This window comes from Chryseobacterium sp. S0630 (assembly GCF_024158915.1).
Classification (GTDB): Bacteria; Bacteroidota; Bacteroidia; order Flavobacteriales; family Weeksellaceae; genus Chryseobacterium.
Genome location: NZ_JAMZGF010000003.1, coordinates 1 through 25,050 on the forward strand (window position 1 = coordinate 1; position 25,050 = coordinate 25,050).

The following is a 25,050-nucleotide window of genomic DNA, read 5'->3' on the forward strand; positions in this document are numbered from 1 at the left end:
ATCAAAAAAATCATCCTAAAAAAATAATATGGGTAGTTTATAAACAAAAACCGCCTCAAGGAAAATGAGACGGCTTCTTTATTTAGGATAGAGTATTAAGTAAAGTTTCGCTGTAAGCTTAAAATCAGAATGATTTATCTTAACTATACTTTATTTCTTAAATCTTCCTTAATGGTTTAAATTTTTTGATGAATTAAAGCAAACCTCACAGGTTTTTAAAACCTGTGAGGTTTATTTTCTCAGTTTAATGACTTATTTCTTTACGAGTATTTTCTCAGTCGCTTTTTTGCTTAAAATTTCTGTTTTGCCCTCAATTTCTATCGTCATGGATTTATCAAAACTTTCAATTTTTACAATTTTCACTTTTGTATTAAGCAGCAATTTTCTGTCGTTCAGATAGGTCAGGAAAGCATCGTCGGAAAGAGTAACAGAAGCAAAAGTTACATTTTCTCCTGGTTCACAACTGCTTAATTTTTGCAGATACTGAGCGATTATATTACCATCTTTATCAGGAATAGGTTCTCCATGAGGATCGAATTTAGGATGATCCAGGATTTCGTCCATTTTATCAAAGAAGATTTGAGAATGCACATGCTCCAGCTGTTCTGCTATCTCATGAACGTTTTCCCAGCCGAAATTCATTTTCTTCACCAGGAACATTTCGGTAAGTCGGTGTTTACGAACGACCAGGGCAGCTTCACGTCTTCCACTTTCTGTAACGATTAAGGGTTTGTAGGTTTCATAAATGACCCACTTTTTTTCCGCAAATTTCTTCATCATGTTATTGACACTCGGCATTTTTACATTTAAAAATTTGCTGAGCTCATTAATCGTAACCTTTCCTTCATTGTCAACTAAATGAAACAAAGCTTTCAGGTAATTCTCTTCTGTTAGGGTTGTTTTCAAAATGTTAGATGATTTTCAGTACAAATCTAACAAAATAAAATGAAAAGTTGACTCTTGTTATTTTAACTTTTTTTACTTTTACTCTATGAAATTTTCATTCAAAAACGATTATTCTGAAGGATGTCATCCTAATATCTTACAGGCACTTTCACAGCATAATCTTGTACAGCAGGCTGGCTATGGAGAAGATGAGTATTCATTAAAAGCGAAAGCATTAATTAAAGAAAAAATCAACAATCCGGATTCGGAAGTTTTTTTAGTTTCTGGAGGAACACAGGCTAACTTAATTGTTATTTCTGCCATTCTAAAACCTTATCAGTGTGTTATCTCTGCTGCTCCCGGGCATATCCTGAATAATGAAACAGGAGCTATCGAAGCAACAGGTCATAAAGTATTAAGCATTGAATCTGCAGATGGTAAATTAAAACCGTCGGATATTATTCCCATTTTAGAAGGACACAGTAATGTACCGCATCAGGTGATGCCTAAACTGGTGTATATTTCCAATTCTACAGAGCTGGGAACAATCTACCAGGAAAAAGAGTTGGAAGAACTTTCAGCATTTTGTAAGCAGAATAAATTATATCTGTTTATGGATGGAGCAAGACTTGGACATGGTCTGACAGCGGAGATCAGTGATCTTACCCTGGAAAAAGTAGCTGCTCTTACCGATATTTTCTATCTTGGAGGAACTAAAAACGGAGCTTTGATAGGAGAGGCAATTGTGATTAATAATCCTGTGCTGCAGGAAGATTTTGCTTTTAATATCAAACAAAAAGGAGCATTACTGGCAAAAGGTAGATTATTGGGAATTCAGTTTTTGGAACTGATGAAGGACAACCTGTATTTTGATCTGGCACAACATGCCAATCAACAGGCCATGAAAATTAAAAGAGCTTTGGAGGAAAAAGGAACAGCTTTTCTTTCAGATACTTATACCAACCAGATTTTCCCTATTCTCAATAACCAACTTATAGAGGTGTTATCAGAGAATTTTGAATTCTATGTCTGGAAAAAAATAGATGAAAATTTTTCAGCCATTCGTCTTATTACTTCATGGAGTACAGGAGATGAAGCTGTAAACCGCTTTATTGAAATGATTGAACAGAATTAGCATAAAAAAACAGCCTTGAAAAAAGGCTGTTTTTGTTTTTATAACAGATTATTTTTTCAACGCTTCATTTACCACCTTACAATCTGCAGGGCTTAGCTTCTGTCCGTCTTTATAGCTTATCTTTTTCTCATCAGCATATTTAGATTGTCCGTCTTCCTCTTTATGATCACCAATACCTTCCGTCAAAACATTATCCTTTTGAAGGAAGTAGATATCTCTCTTGCTTTTTTTACCTTCAGAAGTAAATTCATAAGTTAGTTTCAAGGTATCTCCGGATTTGAAACCCGTTACATCTCCTTTTGAGCTGTCTTTTTCGCTGTTTTTATAAGATAATTTTCCGGTGATTGTTCCTAAATTGTCATCAATAGAAGCAAAAACACTGTCTTTTCCTGTAGCCCCGATATAACAGAACGATTTTGGTCCAAGAGTATCTATTACAGGTTCTTCCACAGCAATGGTATCTGCTTCCACTTTGGGAGCCGGTGCTTCAGTTTTCTTATTACAATTGATTAAAAAAGCTGATACAGCGCCCAATAAGATTAATTTTTTCATATCCTTAATTGTTAAAAATCAAATTTCTATTCTGCTAAAATAATAATAGTATTTGTATATTAAAAGTCCTGAACTCTCAGAAAAATGTAAAAACGGGTGAAATCTCTCATGAATAAAGGATTTTTAGGGGAATTGTAAAATTGAAATGGTGCACAGAAATGCTACTTAAAGAAGTTCTAACTGAAAAAGCAGGTTACCAAATCATTACCTATGTTTTTTTTAGTTTTTAATTTGTAAGTAGTTGTAATTCAGTGTTTTGCTTTATGTTTCATGCTGCCACGTAACTCCATTAAGCTTAATTTTAAATACCAAACATTGAGTTATGGAAAGTTCTAAAAGGTCAACTTTTAAGTTATTATTTTACCTTAAAAAAAACGCACCTAAGAAAAATGGCACAGTAGCTATTATGGCGAGATTAACCATTAATGGTAATATCTCTCAGTTTAGCACTAAGTTGGAAATTAATCCAGTGCAATGGGATTTAAAATATGGGAGGGTAAATGGTAAAAGTAGGGAGGCATTAGAAACCAACCAAAGACTGGATAAAATAAGAGTCCGTATAGAGCAGTGTTATTCGAGGATTTTGGATAAGGATGGTACTGTGTCTACTGAAAAACTGAAAAATACTTTTCTAGGTTTGGATAGTAATGAACTCACACTCTTGCAATTTCTGGATAATTTTATCTTGGACTTTAAAAGGAAAGTAGCTAGTGGTACACGTTCTAAAGGTACTTGTTCTACGTATTCCATACTTCGTAACAATTTAGCTGGTTTTATTATGTTCAATTATACCAAAAAGGATATGTTCTTAAAGGAAATTAATTGTGCTTTTGTGCAGGATTTCGATTATTATATGCGTAATGAAAAAAAGAACTGTCACAATACAATATGGGCGTATATGGTATCATTAAGAACAATTGTAAAGCTGGCCATAAGTCGAAAGTTACTTTATGATAATCCTTTTGTTGAGTATAGCAATATTCGTAAGGATGAGGACAGAGGTTACCTTATGAAAAAAGAACTGGAAGCGCTTATAGAATATCAGCCGATGAAAAAAAATATCGAGTACATAAAAGATATGTTCTTATTTAGTTGCTTTACCGGACTATCTTACAGCGATATTAAAAGGTTGGATAAAAGACATATACGTGAATTTTTTGATGGTAATTTATGGATCATTCTTAGGCGTAAAAAAACAACAATATCATCCAATGTTTTATTGCTCGATATCCCTAAAAAGATTATTGCAAAGTATGAAGGTACTGCAAAGAACAGTCTCCTCTTTAATATGGTAGGCAACTATCAATGTAATCTTAATCTTAAAAAGCTAGCTGAGGAAGTGGAATGCCTTAAAGGGAAAAAAATATCCTTTCATATAGCACGACATACCTTTGCTACTTTGTTTTTAAGCGAAGGTGTACCATTGGAAAGTCTTAGTAAAATGATGGGGCATAAAAACATAGCCACCACCCAGATTTATGCTAAAATCCTGAATGAGAAAGTGGGTCGGGATATGGAAGAAGTATCTCATAAATTTAAGGAGTTAGAAGCGGCTTTTAACTCATAATATTTTTGTAGTATATCATTTTCCTTTGTAATTATTTTCCAACAGGTTCAAAATATCTGATTCCTTATATAATATTTTTCCCTGAATTTGTACAAAAGGCAATATGTGATCGTCTCGGTATTGTTGAAGTGTGCGCCTGCTAATATGAAGTAAGCGAGATACTTCATCACCGGTTAAATATTTTTCTTCCTGATGGGCAGGCCTTAAATATCTGCTGATCTGTTCAATATGTTTTTTACTAGCATTCAAATCTTTAAGCCAGGATAAAATTTCTTCGGTAGCGTCTTTTATAGATTCCATACTTTTAATTTTTTGATTGAACTAGTGCGATTACATCATCATATTTAAAATAATTTTTCCTACTGATGCAGGTACATGGCAATAGACCTTTTTGCTTATAACTTTGTAGGCTTCTTTTACTAATATTCAAAAGCTGGCATACCTCCTGATTATCCAGCCACCTGTTTTTACTATAGGTGGGTTGATATGGTGCAGCTATTTCTGAAAGTAATTTGTTAAGCCCTACGATTTCATTATTCAAGGCTTCGTAAGCTTTCTTTTCTATGAGTATAAATTCCATAATTCAATTTTTAATTATGAAGCTATGGGACTGTTGAAAATAAGTATTCATCCTGTCTTTCAATTGCAGTAGTAGGTTGTGAATGGCTCCTTTGGGTATTCTGTAAGATGTTATAAAAAAGCAGATTAATCAGATCAATATTTAAGTAAATATTTACAATAAAAACCTTATTTCATCTTTTATTGCAGTTTGCATGATCTACTGGTCATTTTTTATAATCAATGCCACATTTTTTGAACATGTTGATTCGGAAATATAATAAAGTTTGAGGTCTTTTAATGCAGTATATATATGATTAGGCTACACAATCGGATTATTAAAGAGTCAAATTGCTTTTTTTGAAGCCCCAACGGAAGATTTCTCGAATTTTTTAAAGAAGGTTTATTGCGGATAGGAAGTATCTATGAATATTTTGATTCGGGGGATAAGCCGTTTTAATACCTATTTTACATTGTATATTTTTATACTCTATGAAATAATTTTAGTTCTAATATACTTAAAAGTAAAAATAATAAACTAGCTAAACCCAGAAATTTCATTCGGACACAGATCTATCCTATAAAATTTTATTATTATTAATAGCGAAGGTAGAGTTTCAAAATATAATTTTAAAACTAATTATTTTCTTTATCATTCCTTTTTAATTCTCTTTCGATCTCATCCACTTTTGTTAAAGGAAGAAGATAAGTGTCATTAATGTACTGTAGAATAATTTGATTTGTCTCCTTATTTATTTTACGGATAAAAAGCTGATTATTGCTTTTAAGGGATTCTATAAAATTTGTATAGTACCGATTTTTATTGAAAAAAAAATTTTTAATCGATGCCCTTTTGTCATCATTTACAATAATGTCTTTAAATGCTGTATTCATAAGAACCGTCTGGAAAAAAGATTCTGCTGGTAAAAGAGTGTGAAGATAGTAATCTTCAAAATCCATTACTCTCTTATTATTAGTTAGGAAAATACAGGTGTCTTTTGTGAAAATAAACCATTTTCCGCCAATATATGGTGTAACACCATCCATAAATTTTCTTTTATAAATTAAAGATGATATTTTATGGTTGAGTTCTGTAAAATGGTTCTGTATTCTTTGCAACGTATCTGGTCTATAAAGCTTTTGATCGTAGTAGAATAGGTAATTTCTTCCAATATTAGCAGTAAGGAACTGACGGATAATATTTTGTGATTTAAGTGGAAAGTCTTCCCCACTTAAATTAATAAAATAGTCCCATTCTTTGCTTACATTCAGAAGATATTCCATGGCGTTAAGTTCTGCTTGGATTACACTAAAGCCGCCTGTCACAATATTTATACTTTCCAGAATATATACGTTTGGAAAATGGATTAGATATTGTTGAATTTCCTCAGTAAAGTCATCTGTCGCACTCCTATCAATATGAATAAGATAAAATTGATCTCTTGTGTAAATTTTATCAAACATCGATTTAAAAATATCAGGCTTGTGATGTATCATGATAAAATAAGCTATTCTAATTTGAAAAGGAGTATTAGTTTGTAAAGACTGAAACTTAGGCTGTGGGGTAACTGTGAACTGTTGCATAAGATGGAATTTTAAAATCATCCGCACTTCGCAAACAATTCTGTTTTTATGCGTAAGGTATGAATATATTTTTGAAAATCAGTTAATTATATTTCATTGCTGTTGGTCTGTTTTAATGTATATTTGAAAAGTATTTATAAAACAGGTTTCTGCCTTCGCTACTCTGCAATATTTTAAATCATATTTTTTATCATTCAGTTTTGCTATTTCAGCTGCCCAATTATCAACTACGTTTTCTAGATAGAGTTAATCTCTACATTATAAGTTTTGTCAATAGAAAATAGTTGGCGTGCATAGCACTAAGAATTAAAATTAGTTCTTAAAGTACATTTAATTCTTAAAAATGCATTTTCTAAAAATTAGAGAAAGAAGAAAAAGGGGACATGATAAGTTTCAGAAATTTAAAATTAATTAATCCGATCATCCGTGCAATTACGGAAGCGGGATATTCAAAACCAACCGAGATACAGAATGCTGTAATACCTGTTGTTTTAAAAGGAAATGACTTGTTGGCATATGCACCAAAAGGAAGCGGCAAAATAGCTGCATTTGCAGTCCCAATACTTCAACTGCTAAATAGAAATCCTGCTGAACATATGAAGATTAGAGTTTTAATACTTGCTTCTACAGATGAACTAGTTGTTGACATTGAACGTAAGCTTATATTATATAGTAAATATGTAACTCTTTTACAGCTTCGCATACATGATGGATCATCAAAGGAAAGTCAAGCTTCTGAATTCAAAAGACGAATAGATGTTTTGTTGGCAACACCAGAAAGGCTCTTTGAAATTATTGATAAAATGCCAATAAACTTTTCTAAATTGGAAATGCTGGTTTTATATGATGTAGATAAAATGGATCAAAAGACATTTAAGATAGGAATGAAGAATATTCAGGAAATAATTCCTACGAATGTACAAACTCTTGTTTTTTGTGAAATAATTTCAAATACTGTGAAAAAATCTGTATCAGTACTTCTGAATAACCCTAAGGAAATATCAACTGGAGATTCACTAATTCCGATAAAAAGTATAAAGCAAAGTGTCTATTTTGTTGAAAACAGAGATAAGCAGGAATTGCTTATTTATTTAGTGAAAAAAAACAGGAGTAAACAATCTTTAGTTTTTATTAAGAATAAATACATTGCTGATAACCTTTTAGCAGAATTAAAAAATGCTGGAATTATTACAGAATCTATTCATGGAAATACATCTACAGCTGTAAACAATAATATTCTGGATGATTTTAAAAATGGAAAAATTCAAATTTTAATTAGTACAGATAGTGCTATAAAGGGTTTGTTTATCAGTGGTTTATCGAATATTGTGAACTATGATTTTCCAGACACTCTGAATGTTTATATTGAAAGAACTGAAAGGATAAGAATATCAATAAATGATGGTTCCCTCATTTCATTCTGTACAGCAAATGAACATTTGAATTTACATGATATTCAAAATAGGATAGGTTTTACAATACCTGTCGGAATACTTTAAAAATAACACTGTAAATTTTACAGTATATAATACATAATCTTAATAATAATTAAAATGCAACAAGGCACAGTAAAGTTTTTTAATGAAGCAAAAGGCTTCGGATTTATTTCTCCTGCAGATGGGAGTAAAGATATATTTGTCCATTCTTCAGGGTTGATTGTAGCTTCAATTCGTGAAAATGATAAAGTCATTTTTGATGTACAAAAAAGTGAAAAAGGGTTAAATGCTGTCAATGTAAAATTGGCCTAAATTAAACATGATTTTAGATATTTAGAAAGATAATTTTTTGCAATTCCAGTTTTATAATTTTATATTTTTTTACAAATTCAGAATCCATACTTATTGGTCTGGATATATTATTTGAACGGGCATTAATATAAATACATTACTTTTTATTTTCATTATGTTCATTTGCCTCTCGCTTTATGCGAGAGGTTTTCTAAGCAAAAGTTAACTTAATAAAAAAACAGAAGAATTTCGTATAGCTATGATTATCATCAATAATTTTATCGAGTATAAAGCTCTTGAAGGTAAAATGATAGGTACTTCTGCTTGGCATAAGATAAATCAGGCCCAAATTGACAGGTTTGCTGAAGCAACTTTAGACTGTCAGTGGATTCATCTTGATAAAGAAAAGGCAGAAAGGGAGGGGCCTTTTAAATCTACCATCGCTCACGGTTACTTAACGTTATCACTGATTCCTTATCTATGGAAGCAAATTGCAGAGGTGAGACATGTAAAAATGGAAATCAATTACGGAATTGAGAATCTTAAGTTTGGCCAGGCTGTTCCTGTAGGGAGTGATGTGAAACTAGAAGCCACTGTAAAATCAGTAATTGATCTTAGAGGAACGGTCAAGGTAGTTATGGAAGCAAAACTGCTTATAAGAAATGCCTCAAGGCCGGCCTATATAGGAGATGTCATTTTTCTTTACCATTTTCTATAGCAGAAAATGTAACTTCGGGATTAATACATTTGGCTTTCCCACATATGCTTAATGCAGTGCTGTTTTACAAAGAAGGGTAAGTTTCTACATATCAATCGTATTGAATCTCATGAAAATGGCTTTAAGACAAAATAATGTGATATAGAATAGATCTAAACTTTGCTGAATTATTTGCAATAAAATGGCGAATTGCTTTGCGGGTTATGCTGCATCTTTAAGAAAATTAGGCTTAAAAAGAAAGGTGTTAAATAACTTATAAATACCTCTAAATAAATTGCATTTACATCAATTTGGAAAAGGTTTTGTACTCTAACAGTTAAAAAAAAATATGAGAGCAATCTGAATGGAGCAATAGGTTTTGGATTGGTAAATATACCGATCAAGTTGTACTCGGCCAGTGCATCGAGTACATTAGATCTGGATATGCTGGATAAAAAAGATCTCAGCAATATCAAATACAAAAGAGTAAATGAAAATACTAACAAAGAAGTAGCGTGGGAAAATATCGTAAAAGGCTATAAAATAGAAGATAAATACATTGTTTTAGAAGATGAGGATTTTCAGGCGGTAAGTCCTGAAAAATCAAAAATTCTCAGTATTTTACAGTTTGTAAAAGAAGAAGAAGTGGATCCTGCACTTTTCGAAACCCCTTATTTTTTAGAACCTCAAAAAAATGGAGAGGCAGCCTATAAATTATTGTTGAAAGCCCTAATGAAAACAAAAATGGCAGGGATAGGTTCTTTTATCTTAAGAGAAAGGGAAATTCTGTGCATGATTCGTCCTTATCAAGATGAAATTCTCATGGTAAACCGAATGAGGTATCCGGAAGAAATGAGAACGTATGAAGATCTGAAAATACCGTCAGGAAAAGCACCGAAAGCTGAGGAACTCAAAATGGCGGAAACATTAATTAAATCTTTAGCGGAGACTTTCGATCCTTCGAAGTACAGTGATACTTATAATGAAGATCTTTTGAAAATTATAAAGCAGAAAGCAAAAGGTAAAAGGGCAAAAGTTAAGGAAACAAAAGAGCCTTCGGGAAAAGCGACTGACCTTATGGCAATGTTGAAGGCCAGCCTTGAGTCAGGAAAAAGAAAAGCAGGATAAGATTTTAATCAAATAATCATTTTTCGTTTAACTTTAAATTTTTGTAAGATGCCATTAGAAGAATATCATAAAAAGAGAGATTTTAAGGTAACTTCCGAACCGGAAGGCAAAGAAAAGGAAAGTACAGCAAAACTGAGATTTGTGATTCAGCGTCACGCAGCAACACGTTTGCATTATGATTTCCGACTTGAAATGGAGGGTGTTCTTAAAAGCTGGGCAGTTCCGAAAGGACCTTCCCTTAATCCTTCTGATAAAAGACTGGCAATGATGGTGGAAGATCATCCTTATGAATACCGCACATTTGAAGGAAGCATTCCCAAAGGAAATTATGGTGCCGGTGAAGTGGAAATCTGGGATGAAGGAACCTATGAACCTTTGGAAAAAATAGAAGGAAAAAGTGATGATCTGATCATGCGTTCGGAACTACATAAGCAATCACTTAAGTTTATTTTGCACGGTAAAAAATTGAAAGGTGAATTTGCTTTGGTCAAAATTAAAAATTCAACAGAGGAAAATGCCTGGCTTCTTATCAAACATAAAGATCGTTATGCCGTTCAAGAAGACTATGATGCAGAAGATTATACCACAAAAAATTCTAAAGTTACAACTTATCTGAAGGAGAAAAGCAGTAAAAAAAAAAATAATGCAGGGGAAAGCTTAAAACATTATAAAAATTATGCTCCGGCACTTTCTGGTGAGAAAAAGCTTCCTGATTTTATAAAGCCTATGCTCTGTAAAACAAATGAACAACCGTTTGATGACAAAGATTGGGCTTTTGAAATAAAATGGGATGGATATAGAGCTATTGCCGATACCCGAAAAGGTGAAAGCAGGCTGTATTCCAGAAACGGTCTTGATTTTTCAAAATCATTCAAAAAAGTTGCAGATGCACTCAAAATTCAGAATCACGAAATGGTCCTGGATGGAGAAATAGTTGCCTATGATGAAAAAGGAAAACCTAATTTTCAATGGCTACAGAGAATAGGGGAACAAAATACCGAATTGGTCCTCCTTTATCAGGTATTCGATTTACTATGGCTGAATGGACATTCCACAGAAAACCTTTCTTATTTACAGCGAAAAGAACTACTGAAAGAAGCTTTAATTGAAAATGACATTATCAAGTATCATGATCATATTCTTCAAAACGGAAAAGATTTCTTTCAGGCTGCCGAAAATATGGGATTGGAAGGAATTATAGCCAAAAAAGCAGACAGTGAATATAAAGAAAACACCAGAAGCTCCGAATGGTTGAAAATAAAGATCCATAAAACTGACGAAGCACTGATCTGTGGTTTCACCGCTCCCAAAGGCTCAAGAAAGGAGTTCGGATCTCTTATTTTAGGAAAATACTTAAATGGAGAACTCGTATTTTGCGGACATACAGGAACAGGATTTACAGATCGAAGTCTTAAAGAGATTCATCAAAAATTACAACCTCTGGTAGTAAAGCAATCAGCATTTAAAATAACTCCTAAAACCAATTCCAAAGCAACATGGCTTAAATCTGAATTGGTAGCTGAAATAAAATATACAGAACTCACGAAAGATCATATCTATCGTCATCCGGTTTTTTTAAGACTAAGAGAAGACATTGATGATACAGAGGTAAAATTTGATACGGATTTAACTCAAAAACAACCCAAGATGAAAGCCAAGTCCCCCACAAAGAAAACAACAACAGATAAAGTCAAAAAAATCGGAAAACAGCAGATTACGCTGACCAATCAGAATAAAATATACTTTCCGGCGGATGGCATTACAAAAGGGGAGATTATAGATTATTATCAGAGCATTGCCAAATTTATTTTGCCCCATCTGAAAAACCGTCCCCAATCACTCAACCGTTTTCCCAATGGAATCGAAGGACTGAGCTTCTATCAGAAAGATGCTGATGAAAATACGCCGGACTGGGTGACTCTTCAAAAAATATTTTCTGAAAGTAACGACAAATACATCAATTATATTCTTTGTAATGATAAAGAAACCTTGGCATATCTGAATAATTTAGGATGTATTGAACTGAATGTCTGGACAAGCCATATACCGAAGGCAGATTTTCCCGATTATTTGGTGCTTGATCTTGATCCTTCTGAAAAAAACACATTTGAAGATGTTATAGAAACAACATTGGCTGTTAAGGAGGTTTTGGATAAAGCAGGTATTATTGGCTATCCAAAAACATCCGGAAGTTCTGGTATGCATATATATATTCCAATGGGAGCCAAGTATCCCTATGATCAGGTGAAAGATTTTGGGCATGTGCTTATGCAGCTGGTTCATCAGGAGCTTCCGGAGCTAACTACGCTCGAAAGAAGTCTTCAAAAAAGAGATAAGAATAAAATTTATCTGGATTATTTACAGAACAGACGAGCACAGACATTGGCAAGTGTATACAGCGTACGCCCAAAACCCGGGGCTCCTGTTTCCGCGCCATTAGAATGGAGTGAAGTAAAAAAAGGCCTCCATCCGACAGATTTTACGATCCTGAATATGGCTGAGCGATTGCAGGAAAAAGGAGATCTTTTCAAATCGATTTTGGGGAAAGGAATTGATCTTTTAAGAGCTATTAAACGATTAGAAATATAAGATAAATAATTGAAATATTCACAAAATCAATACTCATATGCTAATTAAGAATAATTGCTTTCTTTCACCGCTTAGTAATTAGAGTTGGGTCGAACTGACTATTTATTCATACCATTTCCATAATAGGTTTTCGAAATAGCTGCTGCTAACTTTGGATTTACTAAGATTATTAATAACCAATAATCCTTTAATAAAATTATTTCGTCGAACCAATCAAGCGTAAATAGGAATATTTAATTATTTTATGCTAAATTTTTTGGGGAAGGATTTTTATAATTTTTTACTTACATAAATGAAGATTTCCAAACTAGAGTCTTTTTGTAACCGTAAATTTATTAGAAGCTATATAAATATGGGCCTAACTTTTTTTAGTTAAGGCTTTTTTGCTATTTTATAAAAATGAGCATATCTTCAATTGCCTTTATAGATGAGATACCTTCGCTTAGTCTAATCTAGCACGGATTTCTAAATTCCTTTGCCAATTATAAATATTAAGCCACTTAATTTTGCTTAAAATATAGCTTTAAAAATTTAGTGGGAATTCCTGTAGCGTTGGCTATCCTTTTGAGATGAGCGAATAAATTTTGAAGTAAATAGATAGAAGAGTGCAAAATCAAAAAGACGCCTATAAGTGTATTAATACTCGCATATTAAAACCTTTCCACAAAAGTGAATAGCTTCAAAACCTTTATATATATTAAAAATTCATTTAGGATATAAATATACTAATACCTCCCAGGTGCTTTATCCTAATTTCCCTTTGTTATCTATATCATATTAGTTATTTAATGAATTTCAATCCTTTACATGTCGTTTTTATGTCGAAATACTTTCATTTTATTATTTAAAATAAAAGTATATTTATATTCTTATTTTAGTATATTTGTATACTAATTTGTTTGATGTGAATTTTGATCTTATAAAATCAGTTGTAGAACTCGTCCAGAAGTTCACTGAACAAAATGAAGATAAAATATTGTATAATAACGATCTTCAAGGATTTATACAATGGATTAATACTTCTTTTGAAGATGATTCTAATTCAGAAGATCCGCTTTGGATAGGTAAGGAATTAGGAAGAAGTTCTGATAGCGTTATTAATACCTTATTCGTAAGAATTGGCAGGTATGCGAAAATGTACTCAAGATCTATAGGAAAATCTGTTTTTTCAAGTCAGGATGATTTTATTTACATGATTAGTCTGAAGGCGATGGGGCCTATGACAAAAATGGAGCTGATAAGACATAATGTAAGTGAGAAATCTACAGGTGTTCTTATTATCAATCGTCTAATCCATAATCAGTGGATAGAACAAACCGTTTCTCAGAAAGATAAAAGAACAAAACATATTACCATAACGGAGAAAGGAATTGCTGTGCTGGAAGAGCATATGGAAGAAATTCGAAAAGCTTCCAAAGCTGTTGTGGGAAATTTAACACATTCTGAGCAAATGTTGCTCATAGCCATACTCTCTAAACTTGATGAATTCCATGCTTCTTTTTACCAAATGAATTTGGCAAATGATAGTTTACTGGATGTGGTGAATAAAAAATTGAGTTGATACAATATAAGATTATCTGTTAAAACTTTTAAATAAATACCAATGATAACTGGAAACTTAAGAAAGAGAATTGCAGTGATAGGATCTGGGTTTTCAGGACTCTCAGCAGCGGCTTATGCCGCAAAATCCGGCAATGAAGTGCATGTATTTGAAAAGCATCATCAACCTGGTGGTCGAGCAAGGCAATTTAAAACAGATGAAGGGTATGTTTTTGATATGGGCCCTAGCTGGTACTGGATGCCTGATATTATTGAGAGATTTTTCAATGATTTCGGCTATAAAACATCCGATTTTTTTCATCTTGTTTCTTTGGATCCTCAGTTTGAAATGGTTTTCTCAGGAGAAAAAGTTTCTGTTCCTGGAGATAATAATGCTATTAGAGACCTCTTCGAAGCAATAGAAAGTGGGGCAGGTAAGCAGTATGACATATTTATGGAGTCTGCTAAATTTAAGTATGAAATCGGAATGAAGGAATTCGTTACCAAGCCTTGCTATAACTGGCTTGAATTTGCTTCTTTAAAAATTGCAAACAGTGCTTTCAAGCTTGACCTTCTCAGTAATTTCCGAAAGTATGTTTCGGGATACTTTTCTGATGAAAAATTAAAATCTCTGATGGAGTTTCCTGTTATATTCCTCGGAGCTTCTCCCCAGCAGATTCCCGCCCTATACAGTCTTATGAATTACGGAGGCTATGTTCTGGGTACAAAATATCCAATGGGAGGCTTTTATCAACTAGTTCTTGCTATGAAAGAGATAGGAGAAAAACAGGGGGTAACGTTTCATTTTAATCATGAAATACAAAAAATAAATACGGAAAATGGAAAAGTAGTTTCCATACTAGCGGAAGATAAAACATATGAATTTGATGCGATAATTGCTTCATCAGATTATCATCATACAGAAAGATTGCTTCCCAAATCGCTCAGAAACTATAACGAAGAATATTGGAAGACGAGAACTTTCGCACCCTCTTGTCTTATTTATTATTTGGGAATCAGAGGAAGAATACCCCATTTAAAGCACCATACTTTGTTTTTTGAAAATGAACTTGATCATCATATAGATTGTATTTATAAAAATAAAAAATGGCCCAAGAAGCCTCTTTTTTATACATGTTGTCCTTCCAAAACAGATCCGGATGTTGCTCCTGAAGGTTGTGAGAATCTTTTTTTACTGCTACCACTTGCCCCTGGGATACATGATGAGGAATCTGTTAGGGAAAAATATTTGATGGAAATGCTTGAAAGAATTGAAAAACATACCGGTGAGACCGATCTTATTTCCAGAATTGAATATAAGAGAAGCTATTGCGTAAGCGATTTTATTTCGGATTATAATGCTTATCAGGGTAATGCCTATGGGTTATCTAATACTTTGTCGCAGACAGCAGTTTTAAAACCCAAAATAAGGAACAGAAAGATCGGGAATCTCTTCTATACGGGGCAGTTAACGGTTCCTGGGCCCGGAGTTCCTCCCTCGGTAATTTCAGGGAAAATTGTGGCGGCTGAAGTTAGTAAACTAAAAATAAAATAATATGAAAAAGCTGTTTGATGAATTGTCTTACGAAGTAAGTAAGTACACTACCCAAAAATACAGTACCAGTTTTTCGTTAGGAATACTTGCCCTGAAGCCATCTATCAGGCCTGCTATTTATGCAGTCTATGGGTATGTGCGCCTTGCTGATGAAATCGTAGATAGTTTTCATGGCTATGATAAAGAAAAGCTTCTGAAGAGATTAAAAGCTGAAACTTATGAAGCGCTTGAAGATAGAATATCACTCAATCCTATTTTGCATTCATTTCAGGAAACAGTTCGCCAGTATGATATTGATATAAAGCTAATCAATCAGTTTTTACGGAGTATGGAAATGGATCTTCATAAAATTGATTATAATTCTGAACTGTATAAAGAGTATATATACGGATCTGCAGAAGTTGTAGGGCTTATGTGTCTGCAGATATTTACAGAAGGTGACAAACAGCAATATGATAAACTTAAACCCTTTGCAATGAAGTTGGGATCTGCTTTTCAGAAAGTAAATTTTTTGCGGGATCTTAAAGATGATTATCAGCTTTTAGGAAGAACTTATTTTCCTTCCCTGAATATGTCAGTCTTTGATAATATTGTAAAAACCCAGATTGAAAAAGAAATTGAAGAAGAATTCAAAGAAGCATTGCAGGGAATTAAGAAACTGCCTGGATCATCCATTTTCGGAGTATACCTTGCCTACAGATATTATCTCTCCCTGTTTGAGAAAATAAAAAGAACAAGCTCCCAGAATATTTTGCAGCAAAGAATCAGAATTGCCAATTCACAAAAATTGCTGGTTGCTTTTAAAAGTTATATCCGTTACAAATCTGCTTATTTCTGATCGTAGAATACAGGATGAAATGATTGCCCAAGGAGCTAACAATTAATAAAAAATAAATGAGGTACAGATTATACAGAGAACAACAGCTTAGTTGCAGCATTGAAAAGGCATGGAGTTTTTTTTCATCGCCCCATAATTTATCAGAAATAACTCCTAAGAGTATGGGCTTTGTTGTCCTTTCTGATGTGAAAAATAAACCTATTTTCAAAGGAATGGAAATAGATTACACCGTTTCTCCAGTGCTGGGAATTCCGATGAGGTGGAAGACCGTTATCAGCCAGGTAAAAGATTATAAAAGTTTTACAGACTTTCAGAAAAAAGGTCCATACAAGTACTGGAATCATTTTCATGAATTTATTCCTAATGAGAATGGAGTACTGATGAAAGACACAGTAGATTATGAACTCCCAATGGGAATTTTAGGTACAATAGCCCATCGGTTATTTGTAAAAGAGAAGCTCAGAAGTATTTTCGATTTCAGATACAGGGTTCTGAATGATCTTTTTAACGATAAACATAATTAAAATGAATATTCTGATCGTTTTGGGAGTATTTATTTCGATGGAAGGAGCTACATGGCTGATCCATCGATATATTATGCATGGCTTTCTGTGGTTCCTGCACCGCGATCATCATGATCATAGCCATGATGGCAAGCTTGAAAGGAATGATTGGTTCTTTTTCATTTTTGCAAGCCCGGCTATTGCCTTATTATATCTGGGAGTACAGCAGAATTTCAGTTATTGGTTTTTTATCGGTCTGGGAATAAGCCTTTATGGAATGGCCTATTTCTTTGTGCATGATATTTTTATTCACCAGAGAGCAAAAATTTTTACAAAAGCAAAAAGCCCTTACTTCCTTGCTATAAGACGAGCCCATAAGCAACATCACAAACATTTGGGTAAAGAAAAAGGAGAATGTTTTGGCTTTTTGTGGGTTCCTGTTAAATATTTTAAAATGTATTTCAATAAAAAATGATGCCTTATACTTACATACTGATTAATTTTTTTACTGTCATTATCTGCTTTTTGGCATCTTTTGACAGAAGAATACAGTTTAGCAGATTTTTTGGAAAGTTTCTTTTGTCATCTACCATCGTGGCCATTCCTTTTATTATCTGGGATATATGGTTTACTTCAAAAGAGGTTTGGTGGTTTAATCTCAACTATACTTTAGGATTTAAAATAGCAGGACTACCTGTTGAAGAATGGCTGTTTTTTTACTGTATTCCTTTCGCCTGTGTTTTTACTTATTACTGCATTGAGAAATTTTATCATCCTGATTGGGCCAGCGCTTTTAATAATCTCATCGTATTCACGTCATTTATTATCCTTGGTGTGGTTGGTGTTCTTTATTATGAAAGAATATACACGCTTCTTACCGTAATTGTAACACTGCTTACCCTATTTTATCTCCATTTTATTGCTCAAAAAGAGTGGATAGGAAAGGCTAGTCTGGTATATCTGATTTTGATGCCCGGTTTTTTTGCAGTAAATGGAATCCTGACAGGTTCTTTTATTCCTTCGCCGGTTGTTAACTATAATCCAGATGACTTTTTAGGAATTAGAATGGGAACGATCCCTGTAGAAGATGCCGTTTATGGCTACAGTCAGTTTTTACTTAATATTTATTTCTTTAAAAAAATAACAAAAAATGAAAAATAAAATCATTCTTACATTCTTATCAAGTTTCGTGCTTTTAAACATTTTGTCTTCTTGTTCTTCAATGCCCGAAAAAGCGCAGCCTGTTGATAGATTTGATGTCAATAGATATTTAGGGACATGGTATGAGATAGCCAGATTCGATTATCGCTTTGAAAAAGATCTTGATAACGCAATCGCTCAGTACAGTCTTAATGAGGAGGGAAATGTAAACGTAGTCAACAGCGGGTACAACTTTAAAAAAAATAAATGGGTGTCTGTCAATGGAACCGCTAAATTTAGAGGGGCCAAGAATACTGCAGCTCTGAAAGTGAGCTTTTTCGGCCCTTTCTACAGCGGATATAACGTCGTAGCCCTGGAAGATTACAAATACGCATTGATTGCTGGAAAAAACTTAGATTATTTGTGGATTCTATCCCGTGAAAAGACCATTCCCGAAAATATAAAACAAAATTTTATCAGTAAGGCTCAGGAGATCGGTTATGATACTTCAAAATTGATATGGGTAAAACAGGATAGAAAAAGTCCGTTTGAAAAATAGATTATATTAACTTAAAATCAGAACAAAATGCTCAAAATACAAGCACGATCAAAAATACCTACAGAATATGGGATGTTCATAGTATATGCATTTTCAGAGAAGGAAGAAGACTGGAGTCCTCATCTGGTTTGGATAGCAGAGAATACGGATTTTAACACAACTGTAAATGTTCGTTTTCATTCAGAATGTATTACAGGAGAGGTTTTTCATTCCAAAAAATGTGAATGTGGACAGCAACTTGATGCCGCTATGAAGTATATGTCCGAAAATGGGGGAGTGATCATTTACCTTCGTCAGGAAGGAAGAAATATCGGAATAATTAATAAACTCAGGGCTTATGAACTTCAGGAGAAAGGATTGGATACTGTTGAAGCCAATTTGAAACTAGGGCTCCCTGCAGACGGAAGAAACTTTGACATAGCCGTTGAAATGTTGAATATTTTGGAGGTTGGGAATATTAATCTGTTGACCAACAACCCGGATAAGATCAGATCAATAGAGAATAGTGGGATTATTCTCAATAGCAGAGTTCCTTTGGAAATTGATTCCAATGAAGTGAATGAAAGTTATCTTGTGAAGAAAAAAAAATACTTTGGTCATCTTTTAGAGAAGATTTAATGCTTTTTTTGGTGGCATAATGTTTTAGGATACATTTAAATTCAGATGTCATGGAAAAAATTCTAGTAACAGGTGCTACCGGATATATTGGCAAAAGAATGATCAGCATCATAGTATCCCAAGGATATAAAGCGATATGCTGCTGCAGAGATGCCAATCGGTTTGAAAAAGTTATGGAGCTTGATGATAAAAATAAAATAGGGCAGAAGGCTCTGTTACGGCCAAAAGATTTATGGGCTAGGTTATAGTGGATTAAGGTACTTCCGTTTCATGGGTTTATTTTTAAAGGATTGATTAAAAATCTTGGGAGAAGTAACTAGACCGACATTAACAGTAAAAAACATTGTAGGATGCTTTGCGAAGTATGTTATTGGTTATGAGTTTCATAATTGAAGGAAGTATGATTTTTTAAAATGTTGATTTAATATTTTAAGAGATTTTAACATATCAACGGGCATTTTAGGCATAGACATTGTTTATTTATATACCAATTACTAAAATATTATATTATGAATAATTCAGATTACAACAAAGCGGAAAATGCAGTTAATGAAACAGAAAATTCTTTAAAAAATGCGGCTGATAATGCAAAATGGAAGATCAGTGAATTAGCGGATAAAGCGAAAGATTATATCAGTGAAAAAAGAGATAATGATCAGGAAGCGACTCAGGAAGACTGGTTAGATAAGGTGAAGTCAAATGTGTCCGAGGCATGGGAAGATATTAAAGATAAAGCCGATGAAGCTTGGGAAAGTACAAAAGATGCAGCTGAAGATGTTAAGGCTGAATGGAGAAAAAGAACAAATTAATTCAAAGACTTTATACTACAGACTGTCCGAAACTGATAAAGTTTCGGACAGTTTTCTTACTTTTTAATTGGTTTATTTATATTCTTTTTTATTTGTTGAGAAATTTTCATACATGTTTAAAAAAATAGTAATTGTTTCTTCTTTTTTTATAATTCTTTGAATAAACTCAATATGCAGTGAGCAGAGAATAAATATTAAATTAAAAGCAGGTATATTTGTATAGTATTTAATTGAAATGAATTTTACCCTAATCAAAGAATTTATAGCTCTTCTTGAGCAGTTTGAATCAGATAATAAAACATCTTCAAATTCTTATCCGCCTACTATTGAAGGTTTTAAATCATGGATTTCTGGTGGAGAGAAAATTGTGGATGAGCCTTATTGGGAAGGAAAAGAGAATGGCAGGACCGCTGAAAGTGCAATTAGTACATTACTGGTTCATATAAACCGATATGCTAAAACTTATTCAAAGTCAGCTATCATTAATTCTGAATTTTCAACTCAGGAAGACTTTATTTATCTGATCAACTTAAAAGCTTTTGGAGAGATGACTAAAATGGCACTTATCAAAAAAAATATACATGATAAGCCAGTTGGTATGCTTGTTATTGCAAGGCTGCTTCGTCAGAAACTTGTTGAACAGACAGAATCTGATATGGACAAACGAAGCAAGCTCATCCGTATTTCAGAAAAAGGATTGGTTGTTCTCGAAAGACAGATGGAAAAAATTCGTCAGGCAACGAATATTGTGGCCGGAAACCTCACTCATAAAGAAAAGATGGATCTCATTCGTATTCTTAACAAGCTTGATGCTTTTCACTATCCCATTTTTTCGCGAAATATTAATTCTGATGAACTCATTAATATTGTCTATGATGAATACGCTATCGAAAAGAAATAATATGTTTTACACACCAGTGGCAGAAATAGGATATTGAACGTCAACTTAAAAAAAATAAAGATTATTCATTTTTTATATTATAAGTTTTCGAAGCTAAATCGTTGAATCTTTCATCGTTTTTTTTGAATTTTTTTCAGCAGATACTACGTCTTGCGAATCTTCTTTAGATACTATTTGGGGACTCCATTTTGCATGTTTTGAAGGTTTTAGTTGATGACCCATTTTTTTAGCATATACCTTAGTGAATTCGGCACCAAAGAAAATAATCTGACAGGTATAATTAATCCAAAGCAACAGTAAAATAACAGTTCCGGCTGTACCAAACGCAGAACTGGGATTGAACGTTTCAAAATAAAAAGTAAGGATATACTTCCCAAGTGTAAATAGTGCAGCAGTTACTGCGGCCCCTACCCATACAGATCTCCATTGTAACTCAACATCTGGTAGAATTTTAAACATGGCGGCGAAAAGAAATAGCGTAACCAGAAAACCTACAACAATATTAATGATATTCATCAGAACCAGGGTTTCCAACCCGAAACGATGGACAACCCAATCATTAGCAAGACCGATAAAAGAGCTTATGAGCAAGGTAATGAGCATAAGAAATGCAATCACAATAATCATCCCCAAAGAATTCGCTCGGTCGAGAAGATATTTTTCCCATGCCTTTTTAGGAGTTGCCACGATATCCCACAGCTTATTGAGGGATTTTTGAAATTGGAAGAAAAGTGAGGTCGCACCAAAAACTAGAGTCGCAATTCCAATGATTTTCATAATGATATTTTTTTTATCAACCATGCCTGCGACAACCATTTCTTCAAGACTCTTGCCAACATCTCTACCCATCATGCTCCCGATGAGTTTAGTTATTTCTCCACGTACCGCTTCTTCACCAAAGAATATACCAGTGAGCCATATAACTATAATTAAGAGTCCCGGAATCGAAAAAATTGCAGTGTAAGCTAAACTTGCAGCCTCAGTTCCCAAATCCCGCGCGCTCCAGTCTTTATAAGTGCTTTTAAGTATTTCCCAAAAATTATTAATTGTTTTCATGATGTAGAGTATTACCTGTAAAAATCATTTATATAATTTTTACTTAACATTGTAAAAGTACCAGAGTCAAAACCTGATTACTAAAATTTCATTTCTTATTATTGAATTAGTCTTTGAAAATTATAATAGAGTTTGTTGCATAAGAAACAGACTATTCATTTTTCTTTTTATAATTTTCTATGTTTTGAAATAGATTGTAAGAAAAACGAAGCTGTTTCAACTGTTCTGCAATTATCTTTGAGCTTTCACTACAAGATCACATGTTTTTAATGTATTATCGTCTGCTTTAATGAAATGTTTTTCATCAAAAACTATATTCGCCAAGGTTTCGTTATCCCTATTACTTGCAAAACATCCTCCTAGGATGGCAATATTTTTTTTCATAAAAGGATATTTTTGTGAGTGGTGTAATAAAATGCATCCAATAATAAGACCAATTGCACTAAAAAGTGGATTTGTAATACTTTTTATAAAAAATGTAAATACCTAAACATCAATCATTATTATTTTGGTTGTAAAAATTTGGATGAATGTACAATATATCCTAAAAATTACACATCTGGCACAATACATGTTCTATTTATTATCGAATTGAAAAAAAGTAAACATGAGAAAAGAAGAACAATTTCAACAGACTTTATTACGAAAAACAGTCGTAATAACAGGCTCAAGCAGTGGGGTAGGAAGGGCTGCTGCAGAAGCTTTTGCCTTGGAAGGATGTAATATAGTAATTGTGGCAAGAGGACAGGAAGGTATAGATGAGGTTGTTGAGCTGTGCAAAGGAATGGGAGTAGAAGTATTGGGAATTTCCGCAGATACCTCCGTTGCTGCAGATATAGAAAGGGTAGCAGAAGAGACATTGTGCAGATTTGGAAGAATTGATATATGGGTAAATAATGCTGGAGTAATGGCGAGTGGAAAATTTGAAGAGATTCCAATGGAGATTCACGAACAGGTTATTAAAACTAATCTATTTGGTTATATGCATGGAGCTTACAATGCCATTAAAATTTTCAAAAAACAAAATGAAGGGATATTGATTAATAATGTTTCTATAGGAGGTTATATGCCAGCGCCTTACAGCTCTGTATACTCGGCAACTAAGTACGGTATTAAAGGAATGATGGATGGCCTTCAAGGCGAAATTTCAAATTATGCCAACATTCATGTCTGTAATTTATACCCCCAACTTCAGAAATCAACTGGGAATCTTCACTCTGCAAAATACTCAGGATTTAAGATGGGTATACCTCCAATTGCTTCAGATCCAAGAGATACCGCTGCAAAAATGGTTGAATTAGCTAGAAAACCGAAAAAAGATTTATTTCCCGATTTCAGATCTTATGCAATTACTTCAATTTACAGACTTTTTCCTAAAGTAGTAATCAATACGGCATCAGCTGGTGTACGGTTAATGATGAAAATAAAGAATGGTCCTGAAGTATCGGGGAATATACTTGAGCCTTCAAAAGACCCACACAGAATATACGGTATACCTCCTTTAAATACGTCCAAAAGCGTTAAAGTAGCTGCATTAATTGGAGTTGTGGCTGGATTTGCTGTAATCGCATTAAAAAATGGCTCAGTAAATAAGAGTAATTCGTAGTATGCATAATTATATCTTGATATTGGAGAGAGATTAACTTAAGGTAATATAAAACGGATTAGGAAATAAAAAAGCCGACATCGAAGAGTGCAATCTTCAAATGTCGGTTGTGTGACTAAGACGAGCGTATCTTCAGACACTTTTATCGATAATTTAGTTCGTCTGAGCAATATTACGGGGAATTATAAAGGTATTTTGATCAAGAAACTTTTATTAGAATAAAAATGTTATAAACTCAAAACAATTTAATTTCAAAAATTAAACATAAGCGAACTTGGCTTAGTTTATCTTTACTTGGTTTTATTTGTCTTGTTTCTTCTAAAAACTATTTAGTAAAGACATCACTTTGAGTAGGAAGCTCTTGAGTACTAAAAATAACAATTTTAAATAAAATCATAGTGATCTAATCTTAGGACAAAGTAATGTTCAATTGTTTTTTGAGCTTTTTTGCACATTGATAAAAGATCCTTTCCTGATGTGTTGTCGAAACTAAAGTCATCATTGGTTTTCACGATATATTCGGTTACTATTTCAATATCCATTAAATCAATTTCTGTTACATCGGTTTTCAACCTATGCTCTTCTTTGAAGAAAGGAATTTTACGGAAAATAGAATTGTTAAACTGAAAAAGATGTATTGTTTTCATTGTACAGATATTTATTTAGTTGTAGATTGAGGAGAAGACTATTTTGAAAATTCTTCTTTCATTTTTCTGTTCATCCACCTTTTAAGAATGACACGTTCTGACGGCAGCTGATATATACCTCCTGAAAGTATATGCAATAAACCGTCCCAAAGGTTACCTTTTTTACTGGATTCATAGCTGTAATCGGTTAATATTTTCAAATACTGCTGTTCATATTCCTTTGCTTCTTTTAAAGTGTAATTTTTCGGAATATCTTTAATAATATCCGCTGTGATATCATTAAAGATTTTAGAAGTGTATTTTTCAATAAAATCAGATTCAACTTTGCAGATACTTATAAGCGGGGTGAGTAAACATAAAATTTCATCATAAAAACTGCATGTAGTCGTCTTCCAAGATAATCTTTCTTCTTTTGGTAGAATCTGATTCCCTATTTGGATAAGTTTCTCATGATTCCCTTCTAAGCCGTTCATATAGATTTTGTTTTGCTGCCAGAATATATAAGAATTGATTTTATTTTTTTTTATCATATTTTCCTGTATATATTCGAACTGGATTCTAATATTCTTTATGTTCTCGCTCAGGTCTTCTAAAACAGACTGCCATAGGTTATGCTGGCTTAAACTGCAGTATGTGCTAAATACCAATCTAGATTTGTTATTGAGAATCTGTAATTCCTTTAACATTCTAAGAACTTCCTTCGTATCTCTTTCCAAAGTAATATTGGTATTCCTGATATAGAACAATGAGACAAACTGAGAATAATAGACCTTTCGTGAAGTATTCTTTTTATTTCTAAGCCCAAATCTGTTTTTGGGTTTCAGATGTTTATTTGGCCGTTTCATTAGAGTGTTATT

General features: G+C 33.2%; 28 protein-coding genes. 19 read left to right on the forward strand and 9 right to left on the reverse strand.

What is annotated here, in order from left to right; translation table 11 throughout:
* Positions 1 to 252 precede the first annotated feature (252 nt).
* On the reverse strand, positions 253 to 906 hold the full coding sequence (locus tag NK356_RS01740) for a metal-dependent transcriptional regulator (protein ID WP_253316061.1): 654 nt from the start codon (positions 904 to 906) through the stop codon (positions 253 to 255).
* An 85-nt stretch (positions 907 to 991) separates the two neighbouring features.
* Here NK356_RS01740 and NK356_RS01745 point away from each other — a divergent pair, with 85 nt between their 5' ends.
* On the forward strand, positions 992 to 2,020 hold the full coding sequence (locus NK356_RS01745) for a low specificity L-threonine aldolase (RefSeq protein WP_253316062.1): 1,029 nt from the start codon (positions 992 to 994) through the stop codon (positions 2,018 to 2,020).
* Positions 2,021 to 2,068: 48 nt separating this feature from the next.
* Here the strand turns inward: NK356_RS01745 and NK356_RS01750 are convergent, their stop codons facing one another.
* Positions 2,069 to 2,572, reverse strand: coding sequence for a hypothetical protein (locus NK356_RS01750; protein WP_253316063.1), 504 nt, complete (start codon positions 2,570 to 2,572; stop codon positions 2,069 to 2,071).
* Positions 2,573 to 2,894: 322 nt separating this feature from the next.
* On the opposite strand from NK356_RS01750, the gene NK356_RS01755 reads away from it, so the two are divergent.
* Positions 2,895 to 4,139, forward strand: a complete 1,245-nt coding sequence (locus NK356_RS01755) for a site-specific integrase (protein ID WP_253316064.1) — start codon at positions 2,895 to 2,897, stop codon at positions 4,137 to 4,139.
* A 15-nt stretch (positions 4,140 to 4,154) separates the two neighbouring features.
* Here NK356_RS01755 and NK356_RS01760 read toward each other — a convergent pair whose 3' ends face one another.
* From NK356_RS01760 to NK356_RS01770, 3 genes are all read right to left on the reverse strand, one after another.
* Positions 4,155 to 4,439 (reverse strand): helix-turn-helix domain-containing protein, encoded by a 285-nt coding sequence (locus NK356_RS01760; RefSeq protein WP_253316065.1) that lies wholly within the window; start codon positions 4,437 to 4,439, stop codon positions 4,155 to 4,157.
* 4 nt (positions 4,440 to 4,443) lie between these two features.
* Positions 4,444 to 4,719 (reverse strand): helix-turn-helix domain-containing protein, encoded by a 276-nt coding sequence (locus NK356_RS01765; protein ID WP_253316066.1) that lies wholly within the window; start codon positions 4,717 to 4,719, stop codon positions 4,444 to 4,446.
* 614 nt (positions 4,720 to 5,333) lie between these two features.
* Complete coding sequence (locus tag NK356_RS01770; protein WP_253316067.1) at positions 5,334 to 6,281, reverse strand: beta-1,6-N-acetylglucosaminyltransferase; 948 nt, start codon at positions 6,279 to 6,281, stop codon at positions 5,334 to 5,336.
* 383 nt (positions 6,282 to 6,664) lie between these two features.
* On the opposite strand from NK356_RS01770, the gene NK356_RS01775 reads away from it, so the two are divergent.
* The 16 genes from NK356_RS01775 to NK356_RS01850 all read left to right on the forward strand — a co-directional run bounded on the left by NK356_RS01775 (position 6,665) and on the right by NK356_RS01850 (position 20,884).
* Positions 6,665 to 7,780 (forward strand): DEAD/DEAH box helicase, encoded by a 1,116-nt coding sequence (locus NK356_RS01775; RefSeq protein WP_253316068.1) that lies wholly within the window; start codon positions 6,665 to 6,667, stop codon positions 7,778 to 7,780.
* Positions 7,781 to 7,834: 54 nt separating this feature from the next.
* Positions 7,835 to 8,029 (forward strand): cold-shock protein, encoded by a 195-nt coding sequence (locus NK356_RS01780; protein ID WP_253316069.1) that lies wholly within the window; start codon positions 7,835 to 7,837, stop codon positions 8,027 to 8,029.
* Positions 8,030 to 8,267: 238 nt separating this feature from the next.
* Entirely contained in the window at positions 8,268 to 8,726 is a 459-nt protein-coding gene (locus NK356_RS01785) for a MaoC family dehydratase (protein WP_253316070.1), read from the forward strand.
* 351 nt (positions 8,727 to 9,077) lie between these two features.
* Positions 9,078 to 9,833: a Ku protein gene (locus NK356_RS01790; protein ID WP_367399292.1), complete on the forward strand. Its 756-nt coding sequence runs from the start codon at positions 9,078 to 9,080 to the stop codon at positions 9,831 to 9,833.
* A 48-nt stretch (positions 9,834 to 9,881) separates the two neighbouring features.
* The gene (ligD, locus tag NK356_RS01795; protein WP_253316072.1) at positions 9,882 to 12,422 is read left to right on the forward strand and encodes a DNA ligase D; all 2,541 of its coding nucleotides are present in this window, start codon (positions 9,882 to 9,884) and stop codon (positions 12,420 to 12,422) included.
* Between the two features lie 904 nt (positions 12,423 to 13,326).
* Positions 13,327 to 13,983, forward strand: a complete 657-nt coding sequence (locus NK356_RS01800; RefSeq protein ID WP_253316073.1) for a MarR family winged helix-turn-helix transcriptional regulator — start codon at positions 13,327 to 13,329, stop codon at positions 13,981 to 13,983.
* Positions 13,984 to 14,025: 42 nt separating this feature from the next.
* Positions 14,026 to 15,516, forward strand: coding sequence for an NAD(P)/FAD-dependent oxidoreductase (locus NK356_RS01805; RefSeq protein ID WP_253316074.1), 1,491 nt, complete (start codon positions 14,026 to 14,028; stop codon positions 15,514 to 15,516).
* A 1-nt stretch (position 15,517) separates the two neighbouring features.
* The gene (locus NK356_RS01810; RefSeq protein ID WP_253316075.1) at positions 15,518 to 16,354 is read left to right on the forward strand and encodes a phytoene/squalene synthase family protein; all 837 of its coding nucleotides are present in this window, start codon (positions 15,518 to 15,520) and stop codon (positions 16,352 to 16,354) included.
* Between the two features lie 56 nt (positions 16,355 to 16,410).
* Entirely contained in the window at positions 16,411 to 16,878 is a 468-nt protein-coding gene (locus NK356_RS01815; RefSeq protein WP_253316076.1) for an SRPBCC family protein, read from the forward strand.
* A 1-nt stretch (position 16,879) separates the two neighbouring features.
* A complete protein-coding gene (locus NK356_RS01820) occupies positions 16,880 to 17,332 on the forward strand; it encodes a sterol desaturase family protein (RefSeq protein ID WP_253316077.1) in 453 nt (150 codons plus the stop codon).
* Positions 17,329 to 18,018 (forward strand): lycopene cyclase domain-containing protein, encoded by a 690-nt coding sequence (locus NK356_RS01825; RefSeq protein WP_253316078.1) that lies wholly within the window; start codon positions 17,329 to 17,331, stop codon positions 18,016 to 18,018. Before NK356_RS01820 ends, NK356_RS01825 begins: the two co-directional genes overlap by 4 nt.
* Positions 18,008 to 18,556, forward strand: coding sequence for a lipocalin family protein (locus tag NK356_RS01830; RefSeq protein ID WP_253316079.1), 549 nt, complete (start codon positions 18,008 to 18,010; stop codon positions 18,554 to 18,556). Before NK356_RS01825 ends, NK356_RS01830 begins: the two co-directional genes overlap by 11 nt.
* 27 nt (positions 18,557 to 18,583) lie before the next feature.
* Complete coding sequence (gene ribA / locus NK356_RS01835; RefSeq protein WP_253316080.1) at positions 18,584 to 19,174, forward strand: GTP cyclohydrolase II; 591 nt, start codon at positions 18,584 to 18,586, stop codon at positions 19,172 to 19,174.
* A 50-nt stretch (positions 19,175 to 19,224) separates the two neighbouring features.
* Positions 19,225 to 19,422 carry an NAD-dependent epimerase/dehydratase family protein gene (locus tag NK356_RS01840; protein WP_253316081.1) on the forward strand — a complete coding sequence of 66 codons (198 nt, stop codon included), beginning with the start codon at positions 19,225 to 19,227 and terminating at the stop codon, positions 19,420 to 19,422.
* Between the two features lie 261 nt (positions 19,423 to 19,683).
* The gene (locus NK356_RS01845) at positions 19,684 to 19,983 is read left to right on the forward strand and encodes a hypothetical protein (RefSeq protein ID WP_253316082.1); all 300 of its coding nucleotides are present in this window, start codon (positions 19,684 to 19,686) and stop codon (positions 19,981 to 19,983) included.
* A gap of 235 nt (positions 19,984 to 20,218) precedes the next feature.
* Positions 20,219 to 20,884: a MarR family winged helix-turn-helix transcriptional regulator gene (locus tag NK356_RS01850; RefSeq protein ID WP_253316083.1), complete on the forward strand. Its 666-nt coding sequence runs from the start codon at positions 20,219 to 20,221 to the stop codon at positions 20,882 to 20,884.
* 93 nt (positions 20,885 to 20,977) lie between these two features.
* Here NK356_RS01850 and NK356_RS01855 read toward each other — a convergent pair whose 3' ends face one another.
* Both NK356_RS01855 and NK356_RS01860 read right to left on the reverse strand, forming a co-directional pair.
* Positions 20,978 to 21,940, reverse strand: a complete 963-nt coding sequence (locus NK356_RS01855) for a YihY/virulence factor BrkB family protein (protein WP_301287914.1) — start codon at positions 21,938 to 21,940, stop codon at positions 20,978 to 20,980.
* A 231-nt stretch (positions 21,941 to 22,171) separates the two neighbouring features.
* Positions 22,172 to 22,324 (reverse strand): hypothetical protein, encoded by a 153-nt coding sequence (locus NK356_RS01860; protein ID WP_253316084.1) that lies wholly within the window; start codon positions 22,322 to 22,324, stop codon positions 22,172 to 22,174.
* A gap of 223 nt (positions 22,325 to 22,547) precedes the next feature.
* Between NK356_RS01860 and NK356_RS01865 the strand changes: the two genes are divergently transcribed.
* Positions 22,548 to 23,546 carry an SDR family NAD(P)-dependent oxidoreductase gene (locus NK356_RS01865; RefSeq protein WP_253316085.1) on the forward strand — a complete coding sequence of 333 codons (999 nt, stop codon included), beginning with the start codon at positions 22,548 to 22,550 and terminating at the stop codon, positions 23,544 to 23,546.
* A gap of 383 nt (positions 23,547 to 23,929) precedes the next feature.
* Here the strand turns inward: NK356_RS01865 and NK356_RS01870 are convergent, their stop codons facing one another.
* Both NK356_RS01870 and NK356_RS01875 read right to left on the reverse strand, forming a co-directional pair.
* A complete protein-coding gene (locus NK356_RS01870) occupies positions 23,930 to 24,193 on the reverse strand; it encodes a heme oxygenase (RefSeq protein WP_253316086.1) in 264 nt (87 codons plus the stop codon).
* Between the two features lie 38 nt (positions 24,194 to 24,231).
* On the reverse strand, positions 24,232 to 25,038 hold the full coding sequence (locus NK356_RS01875) for a hypothetical protein (protein ID WP_253316087.1): 807 nt from the start codon (positions 25,036 to 25,038) through the stop codon (positions 24,232 to 24,234).
* Positions 25,039 to 25,050 lie beyond the last annotated feature (12 nt).